The organism is Anaerobacillus alkaliphilus (assembly GCF_004116265.1).
GTDB classification, from domain to species: domain Bacteria; phylum Bacillota; class Bacilli; order Bacillales; family Anaerobacillaceae; genus Anaerobacillus; species Anaerobacillus alkaliphilus.
In genome coordinates, this window is record NZ_QOUX01000046.1 from 298,018 (window position 1) to 314,130 (window position 16,113).

Genomic DNA, 16,113 nt, shown 5'->3' on the forward strand with positions numbered 1-16,113 from the left:
TTATACTTTGTTCTTTAATCGGTATACATATGCTAAAACCTCAGCCACTGCTTTAAACAACTCTTCCGGTACTTCATCTCCGATGTCTGCTTGGTCGTATAGAGCTCTGGCTAATGGTCGATTTTCAACTGTAATGATCTCATGATGCTTTGCAACGCCTTTAATCTTTTGGGCAATAAAGTCCACACCTTTTGCAATGACAACAGGCGCATCCATTTTTTCACCATCATATTTTAAGGCTATCGCATAATGAGTCGGATTTGTAATAACAACATCGGCTTTTGGGACTTCTTGCATCATTCTTTGCATCGCCATTTGCCTCTGTTTTTCTTTTATTTTTGACTTTATTAAAGGATCCCCTTCGGATTTCTTATATTCATCTTTAATGTCTTGTTTTGACATTCTAATATTTTTTTCGTGGTCAAACCGTTGGTACATATAATCTAAAACAGCCAAAAAAATCAATAAAATAGAAACAGCAACTCCCATTGTCACTGTTAAGTTTCCAATAAAACTAAGAGAGTCTGTGAGAGGTATTAAAGCTAGGATTAATATTTGTTCAATACTAATCCAAAGAATAGTAAATGTGACTAAACCGACAAGAGCAATTTTTAATAACGATTTTAGTAGTTCAACGATAGCCCTAATAGAATAAATTCTTTTAAATCCCTGGATTGGATCTAGCTTGCTTAACTTCATCTTAATTGCTTCAGGAGCAAATAAAAAACCCACCTGTAAATAATTGCTTGCAATCGCGGCAAGCATCGCCATAAACATCAGAGGTGCTGTGAAAATAACCGCTTGCTTAGTAATTTCTAAAAACAGACTATGCACGTTTTCTGGCGTTAAATCAAATAGTAAGTACTCTTGAAACATATACTGTAAAAATTTCATCGTTTGTTTTCCTAAGAAACTTCCAATCAACCATAAGAAAATAAAAACGAGTAACAGAATAATTGCAGTATTAACATCAGTACTTTTGGCAACTTGTCCTTTTTTTCTAGTTTCTTGTTTTTTCTTTGGAGTCGCCTTTTCGGTTTTTTCTTGAGCAAAAAACTGGAGATCAACAGGTAAAAAAGACATCCTACATACCTCCATAAAGCTGCATTAGGGTTCGCATTGCCAAAATCATTTGTTGAACTAAATGTTTTGTTACCATAAAAAATGCAGGCATAGCTAAAATCAAAATAATAAACCCTACTAAGATTTTTATAGGGAAACCAATTACAAATACATTCACTTGTGGTACGGCCCTAGCAATCATTCCGAGGGCAAGGTCTACTAAGAATAAACTACCAACAATCGGCATTGCCATTTGAAAGGCAATTAAAAACATTAGTGCAAAGGTATTTAAAAAATGAATGAGAATATTTTTATTCCCAAACGGGAGGTAGATCTGTTCTAAAGGAATGAATTGATAGCTATAGTAAATTCCATCTAGTAATAAATGGTGTGCATCTATAGCCAACAAAAATAAAAGGGCGAACGTATACAAATATCCACCTGTTAAAGGACTTTGTGCCCCTGTTTGAGGATCGATGACATTTGCAATCATAAAACCCATTTTTATATCAATAAAACCACCCGCAACTTGAATTGCATACATCAATACCATTGCAATTAAGCCTACAGTTAAACCGACAATAACTTCTTTTATGATGAGCAAGAAATAAATTCCATCTATTTCTATCATCACTGGATCAATTGAAAAGAAAATAAGCCAAGATAGAAAAAAACCGAAACCTATTTTGTGCATAGCCGGTATCGTACGATGAGAAAATAATGGCAGAGTAATTAAAAAAGCTGAAACCCTAGTTAAAATTAATAAAAATGCAGGAACATACTCTAATAATTCAAGCATTAACCGATAAACCGATGCAAGTTACCAAAAATTTCAGCAGCATATGCAATCATATGCGAAAGCATCCATGGCCCAAAAACAATTAAAGCCACTAATACACCCACAATTTTTGGAATAAATGCTAATGTTTGTTCCTGAATTTGTGTTGTTGCCTGAAAAATACTGACAGCTAAACCGATCCCAAGAGCAATTAATAACAATGGGCCAGCTATGACTAATACGGTAAAAATTCCTCTTTCAGCCATTGATATAACAAACTCTGCGCTCAATTTATCTCACCCTTTTAAAAGCTTAATAGTAATGATCTAACAACTAGATGCCACCCATCGACCATAACAAAAAGTAATATTTTAAATGGTAATGCAATCATTACTGGAGGAAGCATCATCATCCCCATTGACATTAAAATACTGGCAACGACCATATCAATCACTAAAAATGGTATAAAAATCATAAAACCAATTTGAAACGCCGTTTTCAATTCGCTAATTGCAAAAGCGGGAACTAACGCCGTCATTGGAATTTCTTCTATTGAGTTTGGTCGCTCCATCCCTGCATATCCCATGAACAAGGCTAAATCTTTTTCTCGTGTATGTTCGGCCATAAAGTATTTAAAAGGCGTAACCGCTCTATCAAAGGCCTCTTCTTGAGTTAATTCATCATTGAATAATGGCTGAAGAGCCGTTTCATTTACTTCTGCTAAGATTGGTGACATTACAAAAAACGTTATAAATAACGCCAAAGCAATTAACACTTGATTTGGTGGCATTTGCTGGGTTGCTAGGCCAGTTCGCACAAACGATAATACAATAATAACCCTTGTAAAACATGTCATTAATATTAGGATACTAGGAGCTAACGTCAAGACAGTTAATAGTAATAGTAACTGTATCGTAGAAGCTAAGTTTTGTGGCTCGTCGCTAAAAATATCTAAAGCAGGAATAAACCCTAATGAAATCACTGCTCCCTCTCCTTAATGACGGCATGTGCCTTTTTTTGCGAGTTTTTTACATCTGTTAATTGCCGTTCAAGCAAACCTTTAAAGTGAATTTTGGAATTGGATTTTCCTTCTTGAGTATTCATTTTCTGCTGAACCCAAGTAACAAGTGAAGTAATTTGTTGTTGAGCTTCTTGAATTTCATAATCTTCTAAGATCTTTTTAACTTCTGATTGTTCATCAATTTCTTTTAGAAGTTGAATTGTTTCTCCAACACCTACTACCAACACTCGTTCCCCAACCCTAACTAATTGAATAGAACGGTTACTTCCTACGTGAACACCACCGATATTTTGTAACGTACGGTGTGTTTGATAACTTTGGGAGCGTTTCCCAATAAAACGAATAAGTGCATAAATCATCAAGATAATTACTACAAGTGCTATAAATAACTGAAAGAACATTCCAAATAAACTTTGTTCCTGTAATAATTCATTAGGCTCACTTATATTACCAGGAACGAGAAGATCATTGAGACCACTATTATCTACATCAGTCATGTCAACATCATCATTTGAACGATAACCATCTAACACTGATTTGTTTGTATCATCCGCTAAAGCACGAGTCGTGCCTAGCGGATGGATAACCCCTATGAAAAAGATAAAACACATGAACATGTGAAAGTAATACATAGGATTATTTCGATTGATCATTTTTTTATCCAATCGTTTTCTTAATTGCTTCAATTACTCGATCAGCTTGGAATGGCTTCACAATAAAATCTTTTGCACCTGCTTGAATCGCATCAATCACCATTGCTTGTTGGCCCATTGCCGAACACATGATCACTTTCGCATTAGGATCAAACTTTTTAATTTCTTTAAGAGCAGTAATTCCGTCCATTTCTGGCATAGTAATATCCATTGTTACTAGGTCTGGAGATAATTCTTTGTACTTTTCAACAGCTTGTGCACCATCATTTGCTTCACCTGCTATTTCAAAGCCATTTTTTGATAAGATATCTTTGATCATCATTCTCATGAATGCTGCATCGTCTACGATTAAAATTCTGTTTGCCATCGTTTGGGCCTCCTCTAATTCCTATTATTGTAAATTCTTTAAGCGGTCGGTTTGACTTATAATATCAGTTACCCTTACACCAAAGTTTTCATCAATGACTACTACTTCACCTTTTGCAACTAATTTACTGTTTACTAAGATATCCACCGGTTCGCCGGCTAACTTATCTAGTTCAACAATTGATCCCTGAGAAAGTTCCAGTATTTCTTTAATAGAACGTTTTGTTCTCCCTAACTCTACGGTTACTTGCAATTGTATATCTAACAACATATTTAGATTATTTGCTTCAACCTCATTTAAACTTGGAGCTTCAAAGTTTGAAAAAGCCACAGGTTGAACATTTGCAGCTCGTTGATTAGGATGTTGTCCGTAAGCCATTCCACCGAAGTTTTGTGGTTGTCTTGGAATTTGCGGCTGTTCGTATCCATGAGTCACTGGTCCACCATAAGGTTGGGAATATCCTTGTTGATTATATTGATTAGGAGCCTGCTGTTGCTCATATTGTTGCTGTACTTGAGGCTGATCTTGATAATGATTTACCTCAGGAACAACTTGACTAATTTCAGGTTCAGAGAAATATTCTTCTTCTTCGTTACTTTCTGGATTCATTAGTTGGTTAACTAGGTCTTTAGCAAAAGATACTGTTACTAATTGCATGATTTCTGAATCTATTAAAGTACCAATCTTTAAACTGAAAGAAATTTTCACTAACATATCGTCATCAGGGATATTTCTAGTCCCTTGTCCACCTTTTACATCCATTAAGTCTATTCCAGGAGGCGAGATATCAACCTTTTTATTAAAAATTGTTGACATAGATGTGGACGCAGAACCCATCATTTGATTCATCGCTTCTTGTACGGCACTAATCTCCATTTCACCTAATTCTGTTTCATCCACACCTAAACCATCGCCACCTAGCATTAGGTTTGCAATAATAGCTGCATCAATTGTTTTAATGACTAATAAGTTCATGCCCTCAAAGCCTTCTGTATAATTAACATGAACAGCTACATGCGGTTGTGGAAATTGTAATTCAAGATCACTTTTATCAATGACTGATACTTTAGGCGTTGTAATATCAACTTTTTGACTTAACAGTGTCGAAAGTGCTGTAGCGGCACTTCCAAAAGTAATATTGCCTATTTCACCAAGAGCATCTTGCTCAAGACTAGATAGATAGTCTTCCACATTTAAAGCCGACTCATTATTATCATCATTGTCATCATTATTAAGGCCACTGAGTAAGGCATTGATTTCATCCTGAGAAAGCATGTCACTCATTATTTTCATCCTCCTCAATTACTTCTGTTACTTGGATTGCGAGTTTACTTTTCACTTTTCCTGCTTGCCCCCAGAATTTAGGCTTGTCCCCTACTTTAATTAACAGTGGATCATCTATTAAACTTGAAAGTTCAATTGTATCACCGATACCAAGTTGGAGAAACTCTTGGATTGATATTTCTGATTTACCTAATTCTGCTTTAATCAATAACGGTGCATTTCGAACATTATTTTCTAATGCAAGTATTTCATCCGTGGATCGACTTTTCTTTTTCGTTTGCATCCAATAATGCACCGATAACTTGGGTAAAATATCTTCAAGAACCACATGAGGAAGACAAATATTTATCATCCCACTAGCTTCGCCTATTGCGGTTGAAAGAGAAATAACAACCACAGTTTCATTAGGCGATACCATTTGTAAAAATTGTGGATTTACTTCTAAATCATCCATCTGTGGATCCAATTCGATGACTGTACTCCATGCTTCTTGGAAGCTTTCTAGTGTTCTCTGGAATAACTGTGTCATAATTCTTGTTTCTATTTCTGTTAAGTTATCCACTTTATTAATTGCAACTCCTCTTCCTCCTAAAAGGCGGTCAAGCATCGCGTATGCAATATTTGGATTAACTTCAATTAAGAACCTACCGTCTAGAGGATATGGCTCAAAAACATTCAAAATTGTCATTTTCGGAACTGAACGAATAAACTCATCATATGGTAGCTGATCTACAGAAGCAACTGATATTTGCACAAATGTACGAAGCTGTGCAGAAAAATAAGTTGTTAAGAGTCTGGCAAAATTCTCATGAATCCTAGTTAAACTTCGAATTTGATCTTTAGAAAAACGAAGTGCCCTCTTAAAATCATAGACTTTCACTTTTTTCTGATTTTCTTCTTTTTTTAGTTCATTTGCATCCATCTCACCAGTTGATAGTGCAGATAGTAAAGCATCAATCTCACTTTGTGATAAAACCTCTGCCAAGAGCCTCACCTCTCTTCTAAGAAAACTAGCGTACTAATCTATTGCAGAACGAAGCCGGTGGTGTATACATTTACCACTTTTCCTTCTTGCATGTATTCGTTAATTTTTATTCTAATTACATTTTCTAAATTTTCTATACCTGCAGATCCTGTAAAATCACTAGAACGCATACCTGATAACTCTCTAATAATGATATTACGGACTTGAAAATCGCGTTTTTCTAGTTCAGTTTTTGCCTTTGAGTTATCTACTTGAATTTTAAAAGAAACTCTAATAAAATCATTCGTTAACAAATTCGTCGTTATTTCATTTGTATCTACAGATAAGGCAATAATTTCATCGATTGTAGGTTCTTTATCTGGATCATCAGTTTTTGTGAATTGGAAGTATAGAACTAACGTAATGCCTCCTATTAACGTTAAGGCAATTAAGATAATAAGCATGATATTTACTAACTTATTTTTAAACAATCACTTTCCCTCCAATTCATCATTCACGAGTCTTACAATTCCAACCTGTTTATAAAATTCAACTATCCTAAGCATAACATCATCCTCTGAATCAAGCACAACTAACTTTTTACCATTTGACAATGTTATTGTAGTATCTGGAAACGATTGGATTTGTTCAATGAAAATTGCGTTTACCATGAACGACTGTCCATTTAACCTAGTAAGTTTAATCATAATTGTTAATAAATGAGGTATTTTTATCTTCCTCACTATCCTCCTTAAAAAATAACGTCAATAAATCAATGTAAGAATAATAGAAGAATAATAGTATTCATACGAATACTATTATTCTTTTATCTTACTAACTTAGCTTATTAACGCTTTAAGTTCACAAGCTCTTGAAGAATTTCATCCGAAGTCGTTATTATTCTAGTGTTTGCTTGGAAACCACGTTGAGCAACAATCATCTCAGTAAACTCTTCTGATAAGTCCACATTTGACATTTCAAGCGTAGCACCAGCAATCATTCCACGACCATCTCCTGCAAATCCAATATTTGGTACACCAGAGTTGTTAGAGACCTGGAATAAGTTATCTCCAGATTTCATTAATCCACCCGTGTTGTTAAATGTCGCCATCGCAATTTGTCCTAGGATACGGACTTCTCCATTCGTGTAAACTCCATTAATTTCTCCTGTTTGAGAAATATTAAAGCTTTCTAAAAAGCCTTCTACATTCCCGTTAATTGCAGATATATCGGCACTATTCGAACTATTACCAAACTGTGTAAGTTGTGAGAAATTAATACCAATGTTTACAGGTTCTGCTCCGTTTTGTGGATCTATGACAATCCTTTGTAACTGGGAGTTCTCCATGTCAACTCTACCACCAGAATTGAATTGGACCGTTCCTAATTCTTCTACCTCATAATTTTCTAACTCACCATCATCATTAAACTGTGGTGTTAAAAGGGTTACTGTCCACTCATTATCCCCAGATTTGTAGTAAGCAAGTTGTAAATCATGTAAATTACCCATTGAGTCTGTAGCTGTAAATTTATTTAACACTGTATTCGGTGGTAAATAATTTTCAAGAGTTCCATCAAATTCTTCACCTTCAGGCGTTTCAGCTCGAAGATTTCCACGTAAGCTCATCTGATTTGTTGCCTGTGGAGCAAACACTTCTCCTGCTTGAACTTTCAATTGCCCAAAATTATTTCGATCAATTCCTGTGCCATTAGCATTAGGCTGAAACCCCTGTACTTTTAAACCTTCTGCTGTTACAAGAGTTCCCTCACGGTCTAAATAAAAATTACCCGCTCTTGTATAATAGGAAAGATTTCCGTTATTCACAATGAAAAATCCATCTCCAGAAATCCCTAAGTCTAGGGCACGTCCAGTTGTTTGTAGGCTTCCTTGCGTATGGATGGTATCAACTGAAGCGATTGTTCCCCCTAAACCAATTTGTCGAGGGTTGGTCCCTCCACGATTTTCTGTTGGGTTACTAGCTCCTGTTAGCTGTTGGCTTACTAGGTCCTTAAATGTTGTTCTACCCTTTTTAAATCCAAATGTATTAACATTAGATATATTATTACCAATGACATCTAGCTTAGTTTGGAAATTTTTCATTCCACCAATTCCTGAATACATTGAACGTAACATGAATTATGATCTCCCTTCGTAATGAACTGCTTCATTCAATCAGCAGTTATACGGCCTCCGTTTAGGTCCAGCCGTTAATCAATGATGATGGTTCCGTTAATGTTTGTAAAGATTTGTGTTTTTGCCTCTTCTCGGTCCAAGGCAGTAATTACGGTATTATTTTTGGCACTTACAACTAATGTTGCATCCCTCAGTATGACTAAAGAGTCATTTACACCTTTTTCTTTTGCTTCCTGCATTTTCATTGTAATTAGTGACCATTGATTGTCATCAATCACAATTCCACGATCATGTAGTCTCTTCTCTGCATGCTTACTCACTTTTAGCTCAGACTTGGTCTGGATTTCTGTATTTAAGAAATCTTTAAAAGAAGTTGTTGTAATTTTTTGTGGTTTTGTATGGGAAATAGGTCTCGGGAGTTGGTGTAAATGATGCGTATGAATACGCTTGTCCATTCTTATCACCTCCAATGCTTATCACTCTTTATCAGTAGGCCTACTAATATGAACTACTTGGATTGTGTCAATCACCTGTCCGCCTTCTAAGACTAACCTTGTTTTTCCATGTTGGAACTTAATTGCTTTTACAACACTATCATTCAATCTGAGGTCGGTTTCACCATTTGGGTTGGCGACTACTTGCTCCCACTGAATTTCTTTACCAATTAATTGACTATGAGAAAGAAAATGGCTATCTTTTTGCATTTCAATAAAGCCTGTTAATGCCTTATTCATTTGAGTCATTTGCTCTAAACTAGAAAAATTAGCCATCTGTGAGATGAACTCTTTATCTTCCATTGGTTTTGAAGGATCTTGATTGGCTAACTGTGTAAGTAATATTTTTAAGAAAGCATCTTGGTCTAACGTATTTTGGCCGGTCTTTCGTTCTACTTGTCGATCTGACAAATATAAGCTATTAACTGAATTTATCATTTAATCACCTTATACCTTTGCATCAATTTCTTTTAATAGATCCTCAAACTTGATATCATCGTCTTTTGGACTTCGTTCTTTTTCGCCCTTGTTTCGATTGTTATTTCTTTGTTCTTCCTGATTTTGTCTATCTTGTAAGTATGATTGTTGCGTTTGAACTTCTACTTTCTCAACCTGAATATTTTGATTTACAAACGCTTGCTTTAGGTGATGCAGTTGTGCTTCTACCAGGTGTTTGGCAGCCTTAGTTGTTGTAAGCAATTGTGCCACAATCATCCCATTTTGCTGAATTAGAGTTACATCAAGTCGACCTAAATGCTGAGGAAATAATTTGATTGTAAGTTTATTCATACCATTTGGAGACTGAACTAATGTACTTTTATTGAGAATGTTTTGAAATTGTCGCAAAAATTGCTCTTCATTCATTTGCTGAGCTCGACCTTCCCCTGTATGTAATACAAGTTGATGCATCTGAGTTAGTGGAAGCCCCTGTATACTTGGAAGGACAGTCTGATTGTTTGAAGTAGGTTCATTCAGTGAAAATGCTTTATAGGCTGCAAGTATGAATTGTTGCTTATCAATGTTATCTTTTTGACCACTATACATGTGCTCTTCAGTTAAGATCGATTTAAGCTGGACTAACATTTTTTGAAGCAGTGAACCTGTATGGTTTTCCCTATCAATGCCAGTTTCTAGACTTGTAAGCTTGGACAATTTGGTCATCAAGACTATTAAGTGAGCAGGTGAATGTAAGTACTCTGCACCTTCTCTAATAAGACTTACTACATCCTGGCTATTTTGATTAATATCCTCTATTTCCACCTGTAACTCTATTGCAAGCATTTTCAGTAGTTCTTCAATTTTTGTAGTTACCATAACTTCTTCAGATAGTATTGGCTCATCTAATGAGAGTTGGTTAGAAAATTGAGTCAGCAATGTTTGTAAATCTACATGTTCTTCTTTTGTTAATTGCGGCATTGTGTTTAGAAATGCACCATCATTTCTCCCCATAGCGCTATTAAAAAACTTATCAAAAGAAGAATTACTCTTTTTAGAGCCTGTTGCCCCCAACATTTGTTGTACTACGGTTCCTTGAACAACATTTATTCCATTCATCTATTCTCACCTCCTTTCAAGTCAATTGTGAGAACTTAATACGCCAACAATGCAATAATTTGAGCTGCTTTTTCAGGTGTCATTCTCGCTAAAATTGACGCTCTTTCATCAAGTTTTATAAATGACAATTGCAATGCAGCCTCTTCTTCAGGAAGTTGGCTTAAGATATTAGCAGCATTTTTGGCGGACATAGAAGCATACATTTTCGCAATTTCCTCATATTCCTTGCTATTTGGCAGCTGTGACGTTTGCTTCTCTTCTAGCTCAACCATAAGCATCTTAATTTCTTCTAATAAGGAATTTATTTCTCTGTCCTTAGAAGCAATCGTATTGTTCAATTCATCTATTTGTCTTTCTTTGTTAGCGACAACTGCCGTTAAATCCTCGAAGTTTGTTTTTTCTTGATCGGCTAGTTTCTGTTCATCTGTTTTTACATATTCCGAGAGAAACGGGACATTTCCAGCTGCCTGCTTGACCTGGTTTAAAACATTGACTCCCATAATGTTTAAAATAACCCCAAATAATATTAAGGCAAAAACGACTGGGACAAAGATCACCATAAAGAACCATTGAATTTTACTATGTTGCTGTTCTTCGTTTTTCATTTCACTCACCTAATTTCACCGATTCATGAATTGTTGAACGGATATTTCGTCCATTAGAATATCATCCTGGCGTTTTACTTCTTCTAAATAGTAATCATATTTTATTTGTTTCATTTTTTCATATTTCTTTAGCTCAATAGATTTTTCAACTAATAGCTCTTGTTTAACATTCATATTCTCCCGAGCTTTTTGTGTATAGATCTGCAACTGATTTATTTGCTTTTGTAGCTGGTTTAGAATTGTATGAGACTGTTGAATATCACTAATCGAAATCCCCATCTCCATGCGCGTACGATAATCATTATCGTAATTTTCCTTCTTTTTAAGCAGTTCATATAATTTAGTTGCCACTTCTTCAAACTGTCTTGTTGCTTGTGTAAATTCCTTTTCTGCTTTAAGTTTTTCATGTTCACTCATCTCAAGGATTTTCTGCAACTTAAATTTAAATGACATACTAACTCTCCTCAACTAAACTCATTTAGTAATCGATGAACTGCTTCATCAAAGGAAACACGCTCCTCGGTTGTCTGCTTAATAAATTGGATGATACTTGGATATGCAAGTATCGCTGCATCTAGCTCTTTAGATGTACCTCTTTTGTAAGCACCTATGTTTATTAAATCTTCAGATTCAATATAAGTTGCCAATAACTGACGCAAACGATCGGCTGCTAGACGATGATTTGGATCTACAAGATCATTCATGACACGACTAATACTTTTTAGAGGATTAATAGCTGGAAATTGTCCTTTATTCGCTAATTTCCGATCCAACACTAGGTGTCCATCTAATATTCCTCGAACAGCATCTGCGATCGGTTCATTCATATCGTCGCCATCTACTAATACCGTGTAGAAAGCCGTAATTGACCCATATTCATTCGTACCCGAACGCTCTAATAACTTAGGCAAATATGCAAAAACACTCGGAGTATAGCCTTTGGTAGTTGGTGGTTCACCAATGGCTAATCCAATTTCTCTTTGCGCCATTGCAAACCGTGTAACTGAGTCCATCATTAACGTAACATTTAACCCTTGATTCCGAAAATATTCAGCGATCGCAGTTGCTGTCATTGCCCCTTTAATCCTCATTAAGGCTGGTTGATCAGAAGTAGCAACAACGACTACCGTTTTTCTTAGACCATCGTCTGCTAAATCTCGTTCAATGAAGTCTCGAACCTCTCTCCCACGTTCCCCAATGAGTGCAATAACATTTACATCGGCATCAGAATTTTTTGCTATCATGGCCATTAATGTACTTTTTCCAACACCACTTCCGGCGAAAATTCCAATTCTCTGGCCTTTACCAACAGTAAACAAACTATCAATTGCTCGAACACCTAGACTAAGTGGCTCTTGAATTCTAGGTCTTGAAAGAGGATTCGGAGGTACATTTTCCGTTGGAAATGAGGTTAAACCATTTGGTAACTCATGTCCATTTAACGGTTGTCCTAAACCATCTACTATTTGCCCAATCAGACCAGAACCCACCTTCACTTGAAGTGGTTTTTTCGTGGCTTCAACAAGACTTCCTGGACTAATATCATGAACTGTTGTAAACGGCATTAAAAGTACCATTTCGTCACGGAAGCCAACAACTTCAGCCATTACCTTACGCTTTGATGATTTACCAATAATAATATAACAAAGTTCGCCAATTGAGACTTGTGGACCTTTCGATTCAATTGTTAGTCCAACAACCCTTGTCACTTTACCGTAACTTTTAAACGAGTCTATGGCAGCTACTTCACTTAGTAAGTTAGCGACCTTCATAATCGCTCAGCCCCTTTAATTTTTCATGCAGAGCATACTTAATCTCGGTAAGCTGACTGTCAATAGAAGCATCTATTTTTCCAAAAGCTGTTTCTACCTGACACCCATTTTCCTCTAGTTGAGCATCTGGATAAATGTAAAAACTATCACAGTTTGGTAGCAATATCTTTAGCTCTTCTTTATGAGTCAATGTATATTCAAACCATTGAGGATGAACATATAGTTTTACTAAGTCATGTTCACGAACTTCATTAATAACTGAACTTACTACAGAAAGCCACTGTTCCCTATCTAATTCGAGAGTAGTTGCCAGGATTTTCTCAGCCACCTTCACTGACAGATCAATAATGATTGGTTCAGCTTCTTCTAGTTTATGAAAATAGTCATTTTTAGAAGCATCAATGATATTTCTTGCATCCTGGATAAACGTTTCATATTGTTTTTGGCCTTCTTTTAACCCTTGCTGAAATCCTTCATTATAACCATTTTCTTCAGCCTGTCTATAAAGATCTTCAGCTTGCCGTTGTACAGCGATCATCTCATCGTTGATACGTTGTTGCAGGTCCTCATATTCCGCTTGTGCAACTTTTCTAATTTGCTCTGCTTGTTCCATTGCCTTTTGAATTTCTTCATCTACTAATTTAGATTGATCACTAGAGGATGGTTGGTTTTCAAATTCAATTAAGTTAGACCCTTGGCTCTCTTGAGTCACTTTCTTAATCCCAATCGTCTTTTTTTCAGTTTCTAAATTATTCGCAAAAAAAGATTTAATAACTCTAGACAATGATATCATCTCCTCCGCCGCGAGCAATGACAATTTCACCTGTTTCTTCTAAGCGGCGGATAACAGCAACGATTCGAGATTGAGCTTCCTCTACATCACGTAAACGAACAGGTCCCATAAACTCCATTTCATCTTTAAAAGTTTCTACCATACGTTGAGACATGTTCTTAAAGACCACATCTTTCACTTCATCGTTTGCCACTTTAAGAGCAAGTTGAAGGTCTTCATTCTCAACATCACGGATAACACGTTGAATAGAACGATTATCAAGAGTAACAATATCCTCGAATACAAACATACGTTTCTTGATTTCTTCCGCTAACTCTGGATCTTGTATTTCTAATGCATCTAAAATTGTTCTTTCTGTGCTTCGGTCAACACTATTTAACACTTCAACGACAGTTTCAATACCACCTGTGCGAGTATAGTCTTGGGTAACTGTTGCAGATAGTTTACGTTCAAGTATATTTTCTACTTCATTAATAATTTCAGGTGACGTACTATCCATGAGCGCAATTCTTTTAGCTATATCTGCTTGAACTTCTTGAGGTAATTCAGACAAGATTTGCGCAGCCTGAACTGACTCTAGATAAGACAAAATTAGCGCAATTGTTTGCGGATGTTCATTTTGAATAAAATTTAGGATTTGTCCAGCATCTGCTTTCCGTGCAAAATCAAACGGTTTTACTTGAAGCGTCGATGTTAGCCTATTAATAATTTCCATTGCCTGCTGTTCACCTAGTGCCTTTTCAAGAACGCTCTTGGCGTACCCAATTCCACCTTGAGTGATATAATCTTGAGCAATAGCTAATTGATGAAACTGTTCAATGATTTCTTCTTTCATACTTGTATCCACTTTTCGAACACTGGCAATTTCAAGAGTAAGCTTTTCAATCTCCTCTTCACTTAAATGTTTATATACTTGTGCCGATACATCCGGACCTAAGGAAATAAGAAGAATCGCTGCTTTTTCTTTACCAGTTAGTTCTTTCTTTTTCGTAACCACACGTTTCCCCCCTAATCTTCAGTTAACCATGTACGAACAAGTTTCGAAAATTCTTCCGGTTTTTCTTTGGCCATTTTCTCTAGCTGTCGACGGCGAGCTTTCTCTTCACTATCTCGTTCATCACCAAGGTCTGGAATATCAAAACTTACAGCTTCCTCCCTAAACTCTTCGACTACTTCTACTTTTTTAGTTTTGCGTACTAATAAGAAAATAAGAATTATAATAAAAATGATTAGTGCTCCGACTAGGTAGTACCACATTGGTATTCCTTCTTCTGGTAACTCATATACAATCTTACCTTCAAAGTTCTGTGCAGAAACAAATACTTTCTCATTAATCTGGTCTGGAGTTAATTGATCAACCACTTCTTTTGAAATACTTGTTCGAACGATCGTACTTAATATTTGTTGAATATCTCCAAGAAGTTCTGCTGGTAGAGAATTCGGATCTTCGGGATTAGGAGGCTCAACCATTACCTGAATTCCTATATCACGGACTTGGTAGGGACTACGGACAATATCTCGGCGGATACGATTAACATCATTGTTAATTCGTTCTTCCATACGCTCGTAATCACCAGCGCCAGATGCAGCACCACCTGGGTAACCAGGGATATCTGTTTCACCAGTTCCAGGAATTCCACCGTCTTGGAAATCCTCTCCACTAAAAGTTTCCGTAATTCTTTCAATACTAATTGCTAAGCCAGACATATTGTCAATGTCTACTGGAGTAACTAAATCTTCCGCACGATTTTCTTTTGTAAAGTCAATATCCGTTGTAACTGATACTAACACTTTGTCTCTTCCTACAAGCGTACCCAACATTTGCTGTACTTGTCGTTGTAGGTCACGTTCAATTTCTTTTTGGATTGATCTTTGTTGTTCGAAGATAGATAATGCAGAATCTAAAACATTCTCATTTCTCAATTCTAAATACTCGCCCATTTGATTCATGATGACAATGTTTTCAACTGGAAGTTTTGGAACACTTTTAGAAATCAGGTGATATAGGGCCCTAATTTGTGGCTGTTCTAATCGATAGCCTGGCCGCATATTTAATGTTACTGATGCGGAAGCTGTTTCTTCATGACTTGAAACCCAAACACTTGGTTCTGGTAAGGTTATCATTACTTGAGCATGTTGCACACCATCAACCGTTCTAATTAAATTAGATAGTTCTGTTTGTATAGCCGCGCGCTCCATAAGGCTAAATTCATTATCCGTCATTCCAAATCCCATTCGATCTCGGAAAGTCGTATAGTCAATACTGCCACTTCTAGGAATCCCTTCAGCTGCCAATTCAACCTTTAAGGTATCAACCATGGTTTCGGGTACATGGATAGCTGTCCCACCATTGGTAATCTCAGATAGAATACCACGGGCATCTAGTTGAGCCTTAATCTCCCCTGTTTCTTGAAACGATAAATTCGTATATAAAGGTACCATACTAGTTCGCGACCCCATCATGGAAACGGCGATGAGAAGGACAATAAGCAGTAGAAAAGAACCAGCAATAAGGCCCTTTTGTACATTGGTTCGCTCAGCCCAATATGAAGTTATTTTTTCTTTATATAGTAATAGTTTTTCGTTCATATTTCCTCCTAGTTTGACTAACGGAGTCTGTTCTACTTCATTA

At 36.3% G+C, this 16,113-nt stretch carries 20 protein-coding genes; all 20 read right to left on the bottom strand.

Translation table 11 applies throughout. The annotated features are described in order from the left end of the window. Positions 1-1,083 carry a flagellar biosynthesis protein FlhB gene (gene flhB, locus DS745_RS16625; protein ID WP_129079357.1) on the bottom strand — a complete coding sequence of 361 codons (1,083 nt, stop codon included), beginning with the start codon at positions 1,081-1,083 and terminating at the stop codon, positions 1-3. A 1-nt stretch (position 1,084) separates the two neighbouring features. Next, a complete protein-coding gene (gene fliR, locus DS745_RS16630) occupies positions 1,085-1,861 on the bottom strand; it encodes a flagellar biosynthetic protein FliR (protein WP_129079358.1) in 777 nt (258 codons plus the stop codon). Next, complete coding sequence (fliQ, locus tag DS745_RS16635; protein ID WP_129079359.1) at positions 1,861-2,130, bottom strand: flagellar biosynthesis protein FliQ; 270 nt, start codon at positions 2,128-2,130, stop codon at positions 1,861-1,863. Before fliQ ends, fliR begins: the two co-directional genes overlap by 1 nt. A gap of 14 nt (positions 2,131-2,144) precedes the next feature. Further along, positions 2,145-2,804: a flagellar type III secretion system pore protein FliP gene (gene fliP, locus DS745_RS16640; RefSeq protein ID WP_129080064.1), complete on the bottom strand. Its 660-nt coding sequence runs from the start codon at positions 2,802-2,804 to the stop codon at positions 2,145-2,147. Positions 2,805-2,818: 14 nt separating this feature from the next. Next, positions 2,819-3,514: a flagellar biosynthetic protein FliO gene (locus DS745_RS16645; RefSeq protein ID WP_129079360.1), complete on the bottom strand. Its 696-nt coding sequence runs from the start codon at positions 3,512-3,514 to the stop codon at positions 2,819-2,821. 4 nt (positions 3,515-3,518) lie between these two features. Beyond that, a complete protein-coding gene (locus tag DS745_RS16650) occupies positions 3,519-3,881 on the bottom strand; it encodes a response regulator (protein WP_071318633.1) in 363 nt (120 codons plus the stop codon). 24 nt (positions 3,882-3,905) lie between these two features. Next, on the bottom strand, positions 3,906-5,165 hold the full coding sequence (gene fliY, locus DS745_RS16655; protein WP_129079361.1) for a flagellar motor switch phosphatase FliY: 1,260 nt from the start codon (positions 5,163-5,165) through the stop codon (positions 3,906-3,908). Next, positions 5,158-6,150, bottom strand: coding sequence for a flagellar motor switch protein FliM (fliM, locus tag DS745_RS16660; protein WP_129079362.1), 993 nt, complete (start codon positions 6,148-6,150; stop codon positions 5,158-5,160). The genes fliY and fliM overlap by 8 nt, the downstream gene beginning before the upstream one ends. Before the next feature lie 38 nt (positions 6,151-6,188). Continuing rightward, complete coding sequence (gene fliL / locus DS745_RS16665) at positions 6,189-6,620, bottom strand: flagellar basal body-associated protein FliL (RefSeq protein WP_129079363.1); 432 nt, start codon at positions 6,618-6,620, stop codon at positions 6,189-6,191. Continuing rightward, on the bottom strand, positions 6,621-6,836 hold the full coding sequence (locus DS745_RS16670) for a flagellar FlbD family protein (protein WP_129080065.1): 216 nt from the start codon (positions 6,834-6,836) through the stop codon (positions 6,621-6,623). A gap of 140 nt (positions 6,837-6,976) precedes the next feature. Beyond that, a complete protein-coding gene (locus DS745_RS16675) occupies positions 6,977-8,263 on the bottom strand; it encodes a flagellar hook protein FlgE (RefSeq protein WP_129079364.1) in 1,287 nt (428 codons plus the stop codon). Positions 8,264-8,337: 74 nt separating this feature from the next. Next, a complete protein-coding gene (locus DS745_RS16680; RefSeq protein WP_129079365.1) occupies positions 8,338-8,718 on the bottom strand; it encodes a TIGR02530 family flagellar biosynthesis protein in 381 nt (126 codons plus the stop codon). A gap of 21 nt (positions 8,719-8,739) precedes the next feature. Continuing rightward, positions 8,740-9,195 (bottom strand): flagellar hook assembly protein FlgD, encoded by a 456-nt coding sequence (flgD, locus tag DS745_RS16685; protein ID WP_129079366.1) that lies wholly within the window; start codon positions 9,193-9,195, stop codon positions 8,740-8,742. Between the two features lie 9 nt (positions 9,196-9,204). Continuing rightward, complete coding sequence (locus tag DS745_RS16690; RefSeq protein WP_129079367.1) at positions 9,205-10,311, bottom strand: flagellar hook-length control protein FliK; 1,107 nt, start codon at positions 10,309-10,311, stop codon at positions 9,205-9,207. Positions 10,312-10,346: 35 nt separating this feature from the next. After that, complete coding sequence (locus DS745_RS16695) at positions 10,347-10,916, bottom strand: MotE family protein (RefSeq protein WP_161568293.1); 570 nt, start codon at positions 10,914-10,916, stop codon at positions 10,347-10,349. Positions 10,917-10,931: 15 nt separating this feature from the next. Beyond that, positions 10,932-11,369: a flagellar export protein FliJ gene (gene fliJ / locus DS745_RS16700; RefSeq protein WP_129079369.1), complete on the bottom strand. Its 438-nt coding sequence runs from the start codon at positions 11,367-11,369 to the stop codon at positions 10,932-10,934. A gap of 11 nt (positions 11,370-11,380) precedes the next feature. Next, the gene (gene fliI, locus DS745_RS16705; protein ID WP_129079370.1) at positions 11,381-12,688 is read right to left on the bottom strand and encodes a flagellar protein export ATPase FliI; all 1,308 of its coding nucleotides are present in this window, start codon (positions 12,686-12,688) and stop codon (positions 11,381-11,383) included. Then, complete coding sequence (gene fliH / locus DS745_RS16710) at positions 12,675-13,472, bottom strand: flagellar assembly protein FliH (protein ID WP_161568294.1); 798 nt, start codon at positions 13,470-13,472, stop codon at positions 12,675-12,677. The genes fliI and fliH overlap by 14 nt, the downstream gene beginning before the upstream one ends. After that, a complete protein-coding gene (gene fliG / locus DS745_RS16715) occupies positions 13,465-14,478 on the bottom strand; it encodes a flagellar motor switch protein FliG (protein WP_129079372.1) in 1,014 nt (337 codons plus the stop codon). Before fliG ends, fliH begins: the two co-directional genes overlap by 8 nt. Before the next feature lie 11 nt (positions 14,479-14,489). Then, positions 14,490-16,070, bottom strand: a complete 1,581-nt coding sequence (fliF, locus tag DS745_RS16720; RefSeq protein WP_129079373.1) for a flagellar basal-body MS-ring/collar protein FliF — start codon at positions 16,068-16,070, stop codon at positions 14,490-14,492. Positions 16,071-16,113: the final 43 nt, after the last annotated feature.

What these genes read in the sequence shown, in the direction of transcription:
- DS745_RS16695 (WP_161568293.1), bottom strand. Translation starts at nt 10,916, where the DNA reads ATGAAAAACGAAGAACAGCAACATAGTAAAATTCAATGGTTCTTTATG.
- fliR (WP_129079358.1), bottom strand. Translation starts at nt 1,861, where the DNA reads ATGCTTGAATTATTAGAGTATGTTCCTGCATTTTTATTAATTTTAACT.
- DS745_RS16645 (WP_129079360.1), bottom strand. Translation starts at nt 3,514, where the DNA reads ATGATCAATCGAAATAATCCTATGTATTACTTTCACATGTTCATGTGT.
- fliY (WP_129079361.1), bottom strand. Translation starts at nt 5,165, where the DNA reads ATGAGTGACATGCTTTCTCAGGATGAAATCAATGCCTTACTCAGTGGC.
- fliJ (WP_129079369.1), bottom strand. Translation starts at nt 11,369, where the DNA reads ATGTCATTTAAATTTAAGTTGCAGAAAATCCTTGAGATGAGTGAACAT.
- DS745_RS16690 (WP_129079367.1), bottom strand. Translation starts at nt 10,311, where the DNA reads ATGAATGGAATAAATGTTGTTCAAGGAACCGTAGTACAACAAATGTTG.
- fliF (WP_129079373.1), bottom strand. Translation starts at nt 16,070, where the DNA reads ATGAACGAAAAACTATTACTATATAAAGAAAAAATAACTTCATATTGG.
- flhB (WP_129079357.1), bottom strand. Translation starts at nt 1,083, where the DNA reads ATGTCTTTTTTACCTGTTGATCTCCAGTTTTTTGCTCAAGAAAAAACC.
- DS745_RS16650 (WP_071318633.1), bottom strand. Translation starts at nt 3,881, where the DNA reads ATGGCAAACAGAATTTTAATCGTAGACGATGCAGCATTCATGAGAATG.
- flgD (WP_129079366.1), bottom strand. Translation starts at nt 9,195, where the DNA reads ATGATAAATTCAGTTAATAGCTTATATTTGTCAGATCGACAAGTAGAA.
- DS745_RS16670 (WP_129080065.1), bottom strand. Translation starts at nt 6,836, where the DNA reads ATGATTAAACTTACTAGGTTAAATGGACAGTCGTTCATGGTAAACGCA.
- fliI (WP_129079370.1), bottom strand. Translation starts at nt 12,688, where the DNA reads ATGAAGGTCGCTAACTTACTAAGTGAAGTAGCTGCCATAGACTCGTTT.
- DS745_RS16680 (WP_129079365.1), bottom strand. Translation starts at nt 8,718, where the DNA reads ATGGACAAGCGTATTCATACGCATCATTTACACCAACTCCCGAGACCT.
- DS745_RS16675 (WP_129079364.1), bottom strand. Translation starts at nt 8,263, where the DNA reads ATGTTACGTTCAATGTATTCAGGAATTGGTGGAATGAAAAATTTCCAA.